Below are 16,176 nucleotides of genomic sequence, written 5' to 3' on the forward strand. Positions count from 1 at the left end.
CATCTCCTGCGCTGAAAGGTTTACCAATTAAGCCACAGCCATGCCGACTGTCATGTGTAAACCATAGAATAGCCCACGACCGATAAATTCACCAATCAGTACCAGCACGGTACCAAGAAGTAAACTCAATACCGAAGGCTGATTTTGTCGCACAACAGGCAAAATCCATAGCAGCAACCCGAAACTGGTCACCACTAAACGTATCACTTGTAAAACACCAAAATCAGGGACTAAATCCACTGCTTTTTGTACAGAAGTGGCAATTAGCGCAATTTCTCCGCTTTGCAGTAGTACCGACGCGATAGTCACAATATAAGCCACGATACTAATCGCCGCTAATTTACCACTATTAAACGGAAATTTAGCCACTCGTAATAGCAAAGTGCCTAAAATTGGTCCGACAACAAACAGGGTCATAAAGAAGCCGATAGTGGTATGTGGTGTGTTCCATGTTGGCACCGTGCTTATCATATAAACTCGTGTCATTGCCCAAACAAATAACAGCCCCATCAACATGGTGATGATTAACCACACTTTATCTAACCCTGTTGGCATCTTTTTCATTGCAGATAACAGCCACCATAAGCCGCCCAAAGCAAAGAAAATGGAGCCAAACAACACTTCGTTACTTAATGATGACGCAAATACTCTGTTCATCGAGTTAAATGCACGCATCGGTGAGCCCATATGCATCATCGATGCCAAAAATCCTAAGCCCATCAATACCCATAACGCAAACATTGCGTTCACAATGCGCTGTTTTTGTGGCTTATCATCTGTCGATAACCATGCAAGCCCTGTCACAATCACGCCACCTGCAATACTTTGGCCTAATACCGTAAATAAAATCAGCGGCCATTCGTGTAATCCATTGCCCATGTTATACCTCCCGAGGATTGGCTAAATGGCCTGTCGTATCATTGACAGGGCGACTATTGGCATTGGGTTTAATGACAATATTGGGCTTGGTATAGTGCGCTTCTGGTAGTGGCGCAATCTCTGCCAAATTGCCATGTTTCTCACGTAACTCATCAATAGGACCAAAGTCTAATGCACGCAGTGGACAAGACTCGGCACAAATCGGTTTTTTACCGACGGCAACACGTTCATAGCAACCATCGCACTTGGTCATATGCCCTTTTTCGCTATCAAATTGCGGCGCACCGTATGGGCAGGCCATATGGCAATAGCGGCAGCCGATACACACACTTTCATCCACAACGACAAAGCCATCTTCACGTTTATGCATCGCGCCACTTGGGCACACTTTCACACAAGCAGGGTCTTCACAGTGGTTACATGAAATCGACAAATAATAACTAAATACGTTTTGATGCCACACACCGTTATCTTCTTGCCAATCTCCCCCCGCATATTCATAAATGCGCCTAAAATTCACCGCAGGAGATAAATTTTTGTAGTCCTTACACGCTAATTCACAAGTTTTACATCCCGTGCACCGTGCAGAATCAATATAAAAACCATATTGTGTTGTCATGATTTATCCCCCTATACCCTTGCCACTTCAACCAAATTACTGTGTTGCGGATTACCTTTCGCTAACGGTGACGGGCGTTGAGTCGTCAGGACGTTTAGGCTACCACCATGGTCCACCTTGTTTTCATCAGGCGCGTACCAAGCCCCTTCCCCCATTGCAACAACCCCTGGGATGATGCGTGGAGTCACTTTGGCAGCGATCTGCACTTCCCCTCTATCGTTGTAAATACGCACTATGTCACCATCTTTAATATTGCGACGTTTTGCATCAATAGGGTTGATCCACATCTCTTGTAAACAAGCAGCCTTAAGCACATCAATGTTGCCGTAAGTGGAGTGAACGCGCGATTTATAGTGGAAGCCACTCAATTGCAGTGGATATTTTTCGGTGAGCTTATCATCATGGCTTTCAAAGCCTGGGGAATACATTGGGAGTGCTGATATCAAATCACCTTCCGCTAGCGTCCATGTTTTCGCGATATCCGCTAATTGTGATGAATAGATCTCAATCTTTCCTGACGGGGTATTTAATGGGTTCGCAATTGGGTCTTCGCGGAAAGCTTTGTGTGCCACGACATGCCCTTGTGGGTTCATTTTTTTGTAAATCCCTTGCTGCTGGAATGTCTCAAAATCAGGTAGCTCAGGTAACTTTTGTCGTGAAATTTCATACAAATGGCGTAGCCACTCTTCTTGGGTTCGCCCTTCGGTAAATTTCTCTTCAACCCCCATACGGCGTGCGATTTGTGTACACATTTCATACACCGTTTTGCTCTCAAAACGTGGTTCAATGGCTTGGCTGGCGAAAATCACATAGCCCATATTACTAGCGGCACCATCCAAGCAAAAATCCATTTGTTCAGACGCGGTACAATCTGGCAGGACTAAATCCGCATATTTCGCTGAAGCCGTCATATGGTTATCAATCACTACTATCATTTCGCATTTTTTATCATCCTGAAGAATGTCATGCGTTTTATTAATATCAGAGTGTTGATTGATTAAACTGTTGCTGGCGTAGTTCCAAATAAACTTAATCGGAACATCCAGTTTATCTTTACCTCTTACCCCATCATGAGTTGCAGTCATTTCAGGGCCGCGCTCTATCGCATCAGTCCATAAAAATACGGAAATACTTGCTTTGACTGGATTTTCTAATGTTGGCATCCGCTCAAATGGAATATCATAGTTCCCTTCACGAGCCCCCGTATTTCCCCCACTTATACCAACATTACCGGTTAAAATCGGTAACATCGCAATCGCACGTGCGGTTTGCTCGCCGTTCGAATGGCGTTGTGGCCCCCAACCTTGGCTAATATAAGCAGGTTTTGCGGAACCGATTTCACGTGCTAATTTGATGATTTTATCAGCAGGAATACCGGTGATTTGCGCAGCCCATTGTGGTGTTTTTTCTACACCGTCATCCCCTTGCCCTAAAATATATGCCTTGTAGTGGCTATTTTTCGGAACATCTGCGGGTAGCGTTTTCTCATCATAACCCACGCAATATTGGTCTAAGAAGGGTTGATCAACCATATCTTCAGTGATCAACACATGGGCGATCCCTGCCACTAATGCAGCATCTGTTCCGGGGCGGATCGGGATCCACTCATCTTCTCGTCCAGCAGCAGTATCGGTATAACGCGGGTCGATCACTATCATTCTTGCATTAGAACGCTCACGCGCTTGCTCTAATTGATAAGTGATCCCACCACCGCTCATACGGGTTTCGGCAGGATTGTTTCCGAACAGAACCACCAACTTGGAGTTTTCGATATCGGAAACACTATTACCCGCCCCGCTACCATAGGTATAAGGCATCGCACAGCTGATTTGTGCTGTACTATAGGTACCGTAATGGTTTAAATAGCCGCCCATGCAGTTCATCAAACGGGCGATAGGTGAATTCGCTGGCGGCCATGAACGTGCGACTGTGCCACCTAATGTGCCAGTTCCATAGTTCAAATACACAGCTTCATTGCCATAATCGGCAATAATCCGTTTTAGATTATCGCTGATTAAATCGTAGGCTTCATCCCAACTAATTTGTTTGAATTTACCTTCACCACGTGCCCCAACGCGCAACATCGGGTATTTCAAGCGGTCAGGGTTATAGACACGACGGCGCATTGAGCGCCCACGTAGACAGGCCTTAACTTGGTGCTTATTTCCGTAAACATCATCGCCGGTGTTGTCGGTTTCGACATATTTTATTTCACCATCAACAATATGCATACGCAGTGGGCAGCGACTCCCACAGTTAACGGTACATGCGCTCCAAACTATTTTTTCTTCAGGTATGGCTGTTTTGGGTGTGATTTCACTGGTATCAGCAATACTATTAAAAGGTAAACTTAGCGCTCCACTTGCAAGTGCGAGTCCCCCGACGGTACTGGTTTGCATTAGCTTCCTGCGGCTGATCTCCGATTGGAGTACTCCCTCAGATAATGCTTTACTCATATCTGCCTCACTTAACATTGCTTCAAAGTTTTAAAATGGCTTTTTTGAAATTTATTTTTATCTTTAATTTATTTATCGACTTCAAATTACCATTCTATAACCGAGGCACCGTGAGGTATTGTGCACGATCAATAATCCAATATAAATTGTGTGGTTTTAATGCGTTATATCGAGTCATTCAAGCCAGATTAAAATTAATATAATTATTTTTAATGTTTAATAATGAATTAAATTGAAATAAATATAATTCCATTCTTCTTTAACTTGAGTTTACTGTTTTTCATTTATTTCCGAGTCTCAATTCATAAAAATCCCCTTAAACGAAAATCGACTAAGACGTTTAAGGGGAAATATAAAATATAAATTATCGAGTGAATATTTGTTCTGCTAACAGCACTTAAAACGGGCAATTACGCCGTTAATCCACCATCTAAGACCAATGTTTGACCTGTTAGGTACTGGCTGCTATTGCCAATCAAAAATTCAACTAGCTCTGCCACTTCTTGGGGTTGCCCTAAGCGGCGTAACGGGATGTTTTGGCACATAGCTTTTAATTTAGCTTCAGGCATTGCACGGGTCATATCACTATCAATAAGCCCCGGAGCAATACAATTCACACGTAACCCAAAACGCCCGACTTCATGAGCCAATGAACGCGTCAACCCCATCATCGCTGATTTACTCGCCGCATAAGCTGTTTGGCCAATATTGCCTTTTAACCCAGTAATTGATGACATCAATACGATTGAGCCGCTCCCCGCCATCAACATTGCAGGTAATAATTTACGGTGCCAATTCATCACGGAAATGACGTTATTCTCTAGCACATCTCGCCAGATTTCAGCATCTTGATGAATATGTAAGGCGTCCCTAGTGATACCCGCATTATGAATAATAGCCGTAGGAGCCCCAAATTGTTCCAATAACGAGCTAGAAAGCGCGTCAACTTGTGCTTCATTCTTACCATCACACGGGGATCCTTTCACCCATGTATCTAAATTGGGGTTTTCAAGATTCGCTTGTGTTTCATTAACGCCATCAACGCTACGCCCAGTAAAAACCACATTCCAGTGGCGTCGCAATTCACTAACTAGTGCGAGCCCAATTCCCCGGCTTCCTCCCGTCACGAGTATCCATTGATTATTTGCCATTTTAAGATTTCGACTCCTTATCAATATGTTCACACAGCGCTTTCACCGAAATTTCTGGATGTTCTAGGAAAAATTCCGCATCTAAAGCAACATTAAAGTCACGTTTAACAAGCACCATAAGTTCAACATAATCTAAGCTATCGAACTCTAACTGGACTAAAGTCATCTCCGCATTCAACTCTTCTGCTTCTAAATCTTTTGCATCACAGATCATGTCACTAATTTTGATATAAATTTCTTGATATTGGCTCATTTGTTTTATCCTTGCATTCTTATTGAGTTATTGAATTAACTTTCAATGTTATTGAATTATTTATTATTTTTTCTCTGTAGCGGGCGGCGATACTAATACTCACTAATCGACCACTCTCACTATCCGCGATCACTAAGGCCGGCAAAATACGTAGGTAAATAGGCTCAGGAGAGGTGATAGGAGCCCATTTCGTTAGAAGTTCACGGTCAAACACCACCTCTTGGTGGGTTTGTACGATAGGATAACGGCAAAAAATATCTTTCAATGTTGAGCCGACCGGCAACCATTGTGCGATCTCTTGTTGTTCAAATAACGAGCTATCATGAATTAAGTACCAGAACAAAACTGCGTCAATAAACTGCCATTCATACATTTCGTTGGAAAACTGAGAAAATATTGACTGCAATTTCACCATCTCTGCGGTCGAAATCATTATTTCATTCGCGATTTCATGTAATACCGGTGGAGGGGTGAGTGACAATTGGCAAGTTAAGCAGTTTTGTTGCTCATCAGAAGAGAGTAAAGCCACCGATCCCGCTTTATTTCGTGCAACTAATTGATAATCTTTATCGTTCCATAGCGGATTGCGTAACCGCACGACACATTTGATAAACTCAGAGTCGATAACCTCTTGTGAAGCCAATAATGGGTGATTTAATGACTCACTCGCGAATTGTTTCACATCGAGTAGTGCACGCATGCCATGCACACTCAGTTGATCTCCGCCCTTCGCTTTGACCCATTCAAGGTCGAAATGAATCGGGTTATCATCACCAGAAAATGATGCCCACTGTTTTGCATCCTCAAGGGTATAACGTAACGTTCTCATAACGCTTTCTCTAAAATCAGCGCCGCGTTTGCCCCACCGAAGCCAAAACTCAGGTTTAGTGCACGCTTAACTTCACCAATACGGTGTTCGTTAGGAATATAATCGAGGTCACATTGCGGGTCCGGGTGATGTAAGTTAGCGGTTGCGGGCATCACGCCATGCGCCATCGCTTGCAAGCAAATAATGGTTTCAAAGCTACCAGCAGCGGCGATTAAATGTCCGGTATAGGATTTCGTACTGGATATTGGGACTTGGTAAGCTGCCGCACCTAATGCCTTTTTCAATGATTCTGTTTCATTTAAGTCATTAAGAGCTGTTGAGGTCCCATGGGCATTGATATAATCGAGAGATTCAGGAGCGGCTCCCGCTTGTTGTAAAGCCATTTCAATAGTTTTCACCCGAGCAACACAATCTTCTGCTGGTGATGTAAAATCAAAAGCATCAGAAAAATTTGCATACCCCGTAATCTCGCCCAAAATGGTGGCCCCACGAGAAATAGCGCTCTCACGCTCTTCTAAACACAACACGGCCGCACCTTCAGAAAGGACAAAACCACTACGATCTGCACTAAATGGGCAACTGGCACGAGTCGGGTCTTCCGCTTCACGTGTTAAAGCACCAAGAACATCGATATTCCATACAGCACAATCTGTCCGCAAGGACTCTCCTGCACCAGCGAGCATCATATCGGCTCGTCCATGACGAATCGCTTCAAAAGCATCACCAATCGCAATAGTGCCTGTCGCACAAGCCGCGATGGTCGTGTTTTGATATCCACGCAAGTTCCAAAACTGGCTGCAAGCCGCCGTTGTCACATTTGGCATTGCATAAAAACAGTTGAAAGGCGAGGTCATCCCTGTCGCTTCGAATTCACTGACCGACATATAACTTTCATCAAGCCCTGCCCATCCTGTTCCCATAATGACACCGCACATCAGTGGGTCATAAAAATCAGTTAATGGCGTGCCTGCGAAGGCCATATCCATGGCTTCTCGCGCTGCCCCCAAGGCTAAACGCGTATGGCGTGGTAAACGACGACGAATAGCCGCAGGAACCCCTTTTAAGCTGGGTTCATTATCAATAAGCCCTAAAAAATGGCTGTGGATATTTTGTGCAGTTTTATCAACGTAACGATAACCGAGCTTTTTATCCATAATCGCTTGCCAACATGCTGAAGCCGTATCCCCCAAAGGAGTGACAGCCCCATAACCTGTGACAACAACGCGCTTAAAGTGAGATTTTTGGTTCATAATGGGTTGTCCTCCTGTTGGGCGCTACCGCCACCTTGTGCTAACCAAAGCTGTAGCGTTGCATAAAGATAATCGTATTGATTTTGAGCTAATGAATTTTCAATAGTTAAAAGGTCATCTTGCGCATTAAGCAGTGTTTGATAATCCACGGCACCTGCTCGGTAACGGCTGCTGGTTAGCTTTAGCCGCTGCTGGCTAAGTGATAATGACTGTTGTAATTGCTGACGAATTTCATCCGCAGCAAAACGGGCTTCCATCGCATTATCGACTTCTGACAAGGCGGTATAAGCCGCACTACGAAATGCCACTGCAGCTTGTTGCACTTGTAAGTCGGATTGTTCAATGGTCAATTTCACCGTATTCCACTGAATAAATGGCAAAGAAATCGAACCCCCAACAACACGTGTCGGGTCACTAAACCATTGAGAAAACAGCTGGCTACCCGCATTAAGCGCACCTTGCAAAGACAGTGTCGGGTAGAAGCTCAATTTAGCAGCGTCAGAATCAGCAAGCGCGGAACGTAAACGTGACTCGGCAGCTTGAATATCCGGCCGCTGTGCTAATACGGCCAACGGTGTCGCGTTAAGAATTTCAATCCGTTGATTTCGATTAAGTGCGGTGAGCTCACGCACATGTTGCTCTGCAGGGCGGTTTAACAATAGCGCTAATGCATTACGGGAACTATCACGTTCTTTAATGAGCCGTCGTAATTCATTTTTTCGACTAATCACCGTTTGCTGTGATTGTAAGAAATCCAGCTGACTAACTTTTCCTGCCAAATACCATGACTTAATTTGCTGCTGACTTTTTTCTGCAATCTTTTGGCTCGCTATCAGGTTATCAATCTGTTGATTTAACAGTGCAATATTCCAATATAATTGTGCAGTCGTATTAATAACCACTAATGCTGTTGCATGATAATCCTGTTCGGTTGCTATTGCTTCCCACTCATTCTTTTCACGAATACGTGCCAGTTTTCCCCATAAATCGATTTCATAATTTAAGGTTAGATTTGAGCTATAACTCTCTTGGGGGGAGGTTCCATGACGTATAGATTTTGTATTACTTGCTGAGCCCCCAAGGGAGAAATCTGGGGTTATATTGGTATTTGCTAACCCGGCCGTACTTCGCGCCAGCTTTAATTTAATTGCCGCTGTGGCTAAATCATTATTATTTTCTAATACCTGATTGATCAGTTGGGATAGCTGAGGATCTTTAAAGTTATCCCACCAATTTTCAGTTAGGTTCAATGCCTGAGCTGATGTCATCACGTCATTTGCACCGGATTGGCGTATTTTATCATCCCACTGCTGTGGCAAAGTGAGCTCAGGGCGTTGGTATTCCGTACGCGTAAAACTGCCGCAACCATTTAGCAAAAATAAAGCAGAAATAATATAAAGTGATTTGATATTCATTCGCGTGCCAATGCCTCCGTTGGGTTGAGTTTGGCAGCCCGACGAGCAGGAAAATAACCAAAAACCAAACCAATTAGAGCGGAGAAACCGCACGCTAATAAAACGGGGAACAGGGTAAATACCATCGTAAATTCAGTGGTGAAATAAGAGAAAACCCACCCCGCTAACCATGCACCGACAATACCAATTAACCCGCCAAGCGAACAAATCATCACGGCTTCTATCAAAAATTGGTTCATAATATCTTGAGGACGCGCTCCGACGGAAAGGCGGATCCCGATTTCATGAGTTCGTTCCGTCACAGAAACCAACATGATATTCATCACCCCAACGCCCCCAACCAATAAGGAAATAGCGGCAATCGAAGTGATCAGTAATGACATTGAGTCGGATGTTTTTTGTAATGCATTTGCGAGCTGGTCATCCGACTCAATAAAAAAGTCCTTTTTACCATGTTCGCGTAATAACAAACGCTCAACCTGTAATTCAGCTTGTTGAGAAGTTAAGTTTTCAGGGAAGCGCAACGAAATAAATTCAATGGGTTTGTCCCCGACCACACGTTGCTGTAACGATGAGTAAGGTACCCACCCCATAACAAAGCCGCTCGACATTTTGGGCCCCGGTTTACGGGCAATACCAATAATTCGCCATGGTGAATGACCAATCTGCACAATTTGCCCTAACGGCTCTTCTTCTGGCTGAAAAAGTACCTCTCGGCTTCCTTCATCCAACACAATAACGGGTTCGCTGTCTGCCATATCGAGCGTACTGAAGAAACTGCCATGTAAAAGCTGAAACCCTTGTGCCGCAAAATACTCTTCTGAAACGCCATTAAGCATGATGGAGTTATCCAAGCCTTTATTAACGACCATCGTCATGCTGCTCGCGACGGGGGAAACAGACTCAATCCATGGCAACTGCTTTAGACTTTTAACATCATTTAACGATAATGCACGCTCCATATCAGGCCGCTTAGCCCCCCACCCAGTACCAGGGCGAATTTCCAGAGTCGTGCTGCCAAGCTTCCCAATTTCATCCATGATGGAGCGTCTTGCCCCTTCCCCCACGGCCATTGATGACACCACAGAAGAAATACCGATGATAATTCCCAACATCGACAAAAATGCACGCATGCGATGACCGAGTAAGGCCCGCCATGCCATACGAATAGACTCAATAATATTGCGCCACACCGATGCACGGCCATTATCTTCAACAGAAGGAAGCTGGTTCCGTTGTTTTGTGTCTGTCTGAGCTTGGTTCTGCTTATCAGAAACAATTTTTCCATCACTAATTTCAATAATTCGCTGAGTTTGCTGAGCGATATTTTTATCGTGGGTCACAATCACAACAGTGTGACCATCGAGATGAAGTTGATGTAAAATATCCATCAATGCGTGGCCACTAGCGCTATCTAATGCCCCTGTAGGTTCATCCGCAAGAATGATTTGCGCACCATTAACCAAGGCGCGGCAGACACTGACACGCTGCTGTTGCCCACCAGATAATTGATAAGGTTTGTGATCCAAGCGCGTTTGTAACCCTAACTTTTCTGCTAATAAAGCAACTCGAGCGCTCCGCTCATCTTCTGGCATCGCCGTATATAAAGCTGGGATCGCAATATTTTCTTCTGCAGTCAGGTAAGGCATTAGGTGATAACGCTGAAAAATAAACCCAAGATATTGGCTACGTAATTCTGCCAACTGATCGCTATTCACCTCATGAACCGCAATCCCATTGATCAACACTTCTCCTTGAGAAGGCTTATCTAAACAACCAATGATGTTCATCAGAGTCGATTTACCTGAACCTGATGCGCCAATGATAGCGACCATTTCCCCTTGGTTAATTGATAGCGAAATATCATTCAAAACAGGAATAGTTTGCGTACCGGCTGAAAACTCACGGTAAACATGATGAAGTTCAATCAGAGGACGGGTAAAAGATACATTTCGTGTCGTCGCCATCATTAACTCGCCACATTATCTGATTGAATAACAACTTGTTCGCCCTCGCTAATGCCCTCAAGTACTTCGACGAAATGGCGATCATTAATCCCCACTTTGATGGTGCGAGTTTCCGGTTTTTCATTGTTGATCACGGTCACTTCATATTGGTTTGCACCTACAGCTCGCCCCAGAGCACTAACGGGGAGTCGTAAAGCATCTTTCGCTTGTGCAACACGAATAAATACTTGCGCTGTCATTGATGTCTTTAATGCACGATCGGCGTTATCAACCTCGAACGTTCCGTTGTAATAAATTGCACTGTTCTGTTGCCCCCCAGAATTATTATTACTTTCATCAAGTGCTTCGGGGGGAATGGGTTGAACATATCCCATCGTACTTTCGTAGTGCGTTTCAGGGTCCGCAATCACATAGAATGTGAGGGGTTGGCCTGGGTGGATTTTTTGAATATCTGCTTCCGAGATTCGTGTCTGAACCTGCATTTTATCTAGGTTCGCCAACACTAAAATGGTCGGTGCCGTCTGTGAAGAAACGATGGTTTGCCCTTCGTTCGCCACAATACCCAGTACTTCGCCACTAATCGGCGCGATGATTCGTGTAAAATTGAGGTTAGCTTGTGCAGTTTGTACATCCATTTCTGATTGTGTGATTAACGCCTCATTGACATTAACCTGCTGTAATTGCGCCTCATATTGTGCTTGCGCTTGTTCATATTCACTGCGAATACCAGAACCATCTCGCTGCATCACTACCTGACGCCGATAGGCTTTGATGTACTGTATTAAAGTTGCTTCCGCAGCCCGTTTTTGCGCCTGAGCACTGGATAACCGGGCGGTTGCATTTTTGAGCTCAGACTGCTGGATAGTTGGGTCGATTTCTGCTAACAACTCCCCTTTAACCACTTTGTCGCCTTGTTTTACATATAATTTTCTGATTTGCCCGTTAACCTGAGCACCTACGTTAACTTGCATTGAGGGCTTTAATGTCCCCGTTACCATGACGACTTTTTCAATATCGCCACGTTCCACCGATAAAATTACGTTTTCATGCAATGCTGGGGCGGGTGATTGCCACACAAAACGACCGATCACCACGACCAGCACAAGCAATGCCACTAACCCACCTAAAGTGCGTAATCGTTGGGTCGTTAAACCCAATTTTGGTGCTACATGGCGGGAGGTCATAAGGAAGTTCCTTCCATTGCCGCTAACAAAGAAGGTTCAGATTGAGGCGTGCCTGCTGTGACACAAGGGGCTTTATTGGTGCTGTTCTCAAGACTTAATTCCCCATCCACGATTCGGTAAAGTGCATCGAAATTAGCCGCCAACTCTTCACTGTGAGTGACAACAATCAATGTTTTACCTGTTTTCTGGCAATGTGACTGAATGGTTGCCATGACTATTTTCGCCGTTTCTTCATCCAAATTGGCGGTGGGCTCATCCAATAACAAAATAGGGCGGGCACTGTACAACGAACGAGCCAATAACAAACGTTGACGTTGCCCAAGTGACAGCGCCGCATGGCTTTCTCTTATTAACGCATTAACCCCACCAGGTAATTGAGTAATCACTGCGCCGAGTGCCAATTTATCAAGCAGCACTTCGACTCTTTTTTTATCTTTTTCGCGGAAGTTAGGGTCAAATAGCGTAATGTTATCTAAGACGGTCGCATTAAATAAAATATCTTCTTGGCTTTGCAAGCAAACCAATTGCGTAAGCTGCTGCACACTGACGGCTTCACCATTGGATTCGCATACTCCTTGCTGTGGGCTGAATAAACCCGCAATGGTACGTAATAACGTGCTTTTTCCTGCCCCTGACTCCCCAACAATGGCAACCTGCGTGCCTGAAGGTAAGTCTAATGACACATTATTTAAAATCGGTTTTGCAGGGTCATAACTGAAATGGATCCCCTTGAAAGATAAGTGTGGTGCTTTTCCTTGTACTGAGGTTTGTTTTTCGTGGAATGGTGCGGTGTCCTGCTCGCTTTTCTTAGGGAATAAAGAATGGGCGCGTGTATCAATAATATGCAGTTGCGACTTATGTATAATCGCATAAAAAATACGCGTCACATAATTGGTAAAGATTTGACGCAAGAAACTATAAGCAAAGAAATCCCCCAACGAAATTAACTCATTGGCCACCATGGGTAAAACCACCAACATAAAAATGACCATCTCCAAACTACCAGTTAATTGATAGATGCCATCTTTAATTTGTTGATACACATTTCTGCGTTGTATACAGGTAAACAATTCACGGCTTAGCCATGCAAATTGCGCCTTACGCTGATTTTCTATCCCTGCTGTTTTTATGGTCAGAATGCCTTGCAGCGTCTCCATAAAAAAGTCATTTAATTCTGCCGATTTTAGCTGTAACTGCTGGGTATACCACCGATCACGAATAATCGCCCATACACTAATTAAGCCCATCACGGTAACACCCACAGCTGAAATAGCCGCTAATACGGGAGCAATCCAAAACATGGTACCTAATGCTATCGCACAAATAACCCAATCCGTTCGTAGCCCGTTATCCAGCTCAATTTTTTCGGTTAATGCCCCCTGCCAAGCGACAAAACGGCTAAAAACATCCCCGGGTGCGCGTTTTTCAAAAAATCGCAATGGATTACTCAATAAACGAGAGAAACCAACCCCACTTTTAATCAACACAAAGTGTTTTACGAATCTCTCACTCAGCATTCTCACACCAAGGGCTAATAGTGTTGCAACCACAAAGGCAACAATAAACCAGCCATAAGGGAAAATGGCATTTTTGGCGTCGGAAAAGGCTTGGTTGATTGCATTGCTCACCATGGCTGGCATTAAAAATAGCGTTAAAGAAACCAAAAAAGCGAATATCATCAACCAATAAACACCGCGAATCTCTGAGGTTTCTTTCAGGCTCATTGCATGAGGGGCTTTTTTCCCTGCCCCATCATTTTTGTCTTCCGGTGCTAATGATTCAATTTTTTCCAGCGCGGTATCCGGTTCTAAAATTAATGCATAACCGCTGATTTCCGCTTTTAATGCAGAGAAAGGTAGCCACTGCTGCCCAATTGCAGGGTTCATCACACACACGTTATTTCCCTTGCGATAAGCAAGCAGCACAAAATGGCTTGCTCCGTAATGTAAAATAGCGGGAAGTGGTAAACTATTGAGCTCTTGGTGCTCAAATAACACCGGTGTCGTCGCAATACCGTAATTGGCTAAAATGGACGAAAGGTCAATCAAAGAAGTTCCATGATCCGATGCTGGATAGACCTCTCGCAGAGTTTCAAGAGAAACGTTGAGACCTTGGGTTTGTGCTAACATCGCAATACATGCTAAGCCACATTCATTGGTTTCTTCTTGAGAAACAAAATTTGGAATAATATTTTTCATTATTATTTAATGGCTAATAAAATAAAGTGAATGGCTATGCCATAAAAGCCAATCATTGGGATAATGACGAACCGCATTTTCAATGATGGCTGGCATTTGAGTTGCAACGTCTTTTGCTGCAACAGGCGGATAAACTTTGATTTGTAAACCGTTTTGGTAGTACAGATGATAAAAAACTACCTGTGCCGAAATCGCACTAGACAAACGCACGACACCATTGTGTAGCTTTGCTGCACGGTTAAATAAATGGCACGATAATTTGCTCGACGCCCCTTCCTCTGTTTGAACCGTGTAATCAGGGGTAATATCAGGGAAAACAATCATATTTTTTTGCCCTGCCGCCGTTTCTGTCATCGCAGTCATTAATTGGCTAGCTAATACTTTATTTCCCTGATGAATAGAACAATAAGATAAATTCACCTGGCCTAACTCACGTGCCGAAGCGTTATACTTTTGCTGCTCTGCGCTCGACGAAACCACCACCGTCGCATTCCCAGGAGTCACCCCCGCCCCAACCATGGTGGCTAAAACATCAGAAACCATATGCAACGGAGCAAGTACAACGGGTTTATTTTGTTGGTGTAAGGGCGCAACGACGCTATCAAGTTCAAGTGTACAAACTCGAACTTGCGCCATGATTTTTTGGTTTTGTCCCCATGTGGCTGCCTCTTCCAAAATGAAGCGTCGAACGGCTATCCAGCCCATATTAATATGCCCTTTCGTTTCCATTAAACTACGAAAGTTTTCCGTGGCGACTTTATTCCGATTACGATATTGACGACCTAATAAACCTACACGACATAATAAATTAGAAACAAATAATACCGATGTGATATAGCCTCGGCGCAATAACAACCGTAAAAAGGCAAGTCCACTATGATTGAGTTTTTGATATCCTTTTTTAAACGGCATCAAACAGTTTTTCGCTGTAAATACCGTCCAGACAATGAAAAACCGGATCACCGTAACTCCTTATTACTTTTATCTAATAACTCAAGCATATAGGCAGTAAAGTCTGCAAAATCACGGTCTTGGTAAACAACATAGCGTTTATTGATAATAAAGGCAGGTGTTCCAGTAATTTGATAAAATTTGCTAATTTCAAGCATATTTTTTAGACGTTCTTGAACGGCTTGGCTTTCACTGGTTTTTAGGTATTGGGTTGAATCAATATTATGCCGTTTTAACCATTGGTTTAAGACATCTTTATTAGCTAAATCAAGCTTATCGTTGATAACGGCAGTATAAAGATCCTGACGTAATTGAGATTCCACCCCCATCTCTTCCAATGTCGCAAAAATAGGCGCATAGGCAGCCAGCCCCATATTATTATCCATGGCTAAATGAACGACTTTAAAGTTGACATTCTCAGGGAGTGTTTTTTCGAATTGGCTGACATTGTCATGATTTACTGCACAATAATGGCAACCATAAGAAAGGACTTCTATGATGCTATTATTTTCTTTTATTGGACTCAACAGAACTTGTTCACTATTAAATTCAATAAAAGAAGAGCCTTGTGCATCATCATTTGAGAAAGTATTAAAAACAAAAATATGATAGAACAAAACCGTCATGAGTGAAGAAGCAATAATAACAAATAGAGTATAAAGTGTGATAGTTATTGGTTTAAAACGAGTATTCATAACAGTTAATTCCATTCAGGTACGAAAAATACATGGGGATAACTCCCCATGTATCAATTAATAAAAATTAAATTTAATACTATGGAGCTGTTACATCACAGTTTGATGCACCAACAGCTTTCGCTTTGTATGTTTTGTTACCGTGCTTATCAGTACAAGTCGTTACTAATTGGCAAGATTTAACACCACCAACAGTGATGCTCTCGTAAGAATCAGTACAAACTTGTTTTGTTCCACCAACTACAGCAGCAGCTTCGATAGCATTTAACTTTTTCATGTTATTTCCTTTAATATAGATTTTAATTAATAAAACGCCCTATTTATTGATA

The 16,176-nt window shown here is 43.4% G+C and carries 14 protein-coding genes; all 14 read right to left on the bottom strand.

Going from position 1 to position 16,176, the window contains the following annotated elements:
• Positions 1-27: 27 nt before the first annotated feature.
• A complete protein-coding gene (locus FVA72_RS19060) occupies positions 28-879 on the bottom strand; it encodes a DmsC/YnfH family molybdoenzyme membrane anchor subunit (RefSeq protein WP_110591117.1) in 852 nt (283 codons plus the stop codon).
• Between the two features lies 1 nt (position 880).
• On the bottom strand, positions 881-1,498 hold the full coding sequence (locus FVA72_RS19065) for a DMSO/selenate family reductase complex B subunit (protein ID WP_004259506.1): 618 nt from the start codon (positions 1,496-1,498) through the stop codon (positions 881-883).
• Between the two features lie 11 nt (positions 1,499-1,509).
• Positions 1,510-3,954 (bottom strand): DMSO/selenate family reductase complex A subunit, encoded by a 2,445-nt coding sequence (locus tag FVA72_RS19070; RefSeq protein ID WP_110592557.1) that lies wholly within the window; start codon positions 3,952-3,954, stop codon positions 1,510-1,512.
• A gap of 410 nt (positions 3,955-4,364) precedes the next feature.
• Positions 4,365-5,105 carry an SDR family NAD(P)-dependent oxidoreductase gene (locus FVA72_RS19075; RefSeq protein WP_004259521.1) on the bottom strand — a complete coding sequence of 247 codons (741 nt, stop codon included), beginning with the start codon at positions 5,103-5,105 and terminating at the stop codon, positions 4,365-4,367.
• A gap of 1 nt (position 5,106) precedes the next feature.
• Positions 5,107-5,358 (bottom strand): acyl carrier protein, encoded by a 252-nt coding sequence (locus FVA72_RS19080; RefSeq protein ID WP_004259523.1) that lies wholly within the window; start codon positions 5,356-5,358, stop codon positions 5,107-5,109.
• Positions 5,359-5,377: 19 nt separating this feature from the next.
• Positions 5,378-6,187: a MaoC family dehydratase gene (locus FVA72_RS19085; RefSeq protein WP_094962372.1), complete on the bottom strand. Its 810-nt coding sequence runs from the start codon at positions 6,185-6,187 to the stop codon at positions 5,378-5,380.
• The gene (locus FVA72_RS19090; protein WP_094962371.1) at positions 6,184-7,437 is read right to left on the bottom strand and encodes a beta-ketoacyl-[acyl-carrier-protein] synthase family protein; all 1,254 of its coding nucleotides are present in this window, start codon (positions 7,435-7,437) and stop codon (positions 6,184-6,186) included. The genes FVA72_RS19085 and FVA72_RS19090 overlap by 4 nt, the downstream gene beginning before the upstream one ends.
• A complete protein-coding gene (locus tag FVA72_RS19095) occupies positions 7,434-8,846 on the bottom strand; it encodes an efflux transporter outer membrane subunit (protein WP_110592556.1) in 1,413 nt (470 codons plus the stop codon). Before FVA72_RS19095 ends, FVA72_RS19090 begins: the two co-directional genes overlap by 4 nt.
• A gap of 2 nt (positions 8,847-8,848) precedes the next feature.
• Positions 8,849-10,822, bottom strand: a complete 1,974-nt coding sequence (locus FVA72_RS19100) for an ABC transporter permease (RefSeq protein ID WP_094962370.1) — start codon at positions 10,820-10,822, stop codon at positions 8,849-8,851.
• Positions 10,822-12,003 (bottom strand): efflux RND transporter periplasmic adaptor subunit, encoded by a 1,182-nt coding sequence (locus FVA72_RS19105; protein WP_004259542.1) that lies wholly within the window; start codon positions 12,001-12,003, stop codon positions 10,822-10,824. Before FVA72_RS19105 ends, FVA72_RS19100 begins: the two co-directional genes overlap by 1 nt.
• Complete coding sequence (locus tag FVA72_RS19110) at positions 12,000-14,201, bottom strand: peptidase domain-containing ABC transporter (protein WP_110591116.1); 2,202 nt, start codon at positions 14,199-14,201, stop codon at positions 12,000-12,002. Before FVA72_RS19110 ends, FVA72_RS19105 begins: the two co-directional genes overlap by 4 nt.
• A 6-nt stretch (positions 14,202-14,207) precedes the next feature.
• Positions 14,208-15,164, bottom strand: a complete 957-nt coding sequence (locus FVA72_RS19115; protein ID WP_036958073.1) for an ABC transporter — start codon at positions 15,162-15,164, stop codon at positions 14,208-14,210.
• Positions 15,161-15,847 carry a thiol:disulfide interchange protein DsbA/DsbL gene (locus FVA72_RS19120; RefSeq protein WP_036958248.1) on the bottom strand — a complete coding sequence of 229 codons (687 nt, stop codon included), beginning with the start codon at positions 15,845-15,847 and terminating at the stop codon, positions 15,161-15,163. Before FVA72_RS19120 ends, FVA72_RS19115 begins: the two co-directional genes overlap by 4 nt.
• Positions 15,848-15,926: 79 nt before the next feature.
• Positions 15,927-16,124: a DUF4762 family protein gene (locus tag FVA72_RS19125; RefSeq protein WP_004259555.1), complete on the bottom strand. Its 198-nt coding sequence runs from the start codon at positions 16,122-16,124 to the stop codon at positions 15,927-15,929.
• Between the last annotated feature and the right edge of the window lie 52 nt (positions 16,125-16,176).

Source organism: Providencia sp. PROV061 (genome assembly GCF_011045655.1).
Taxonomy (GTDB): Bacteria; Pseudomonadota; Gammaproteobacteria; order Enterobacterales; family Enterobacteriaceae; genus Providencia; species Providencia hangzhouensis.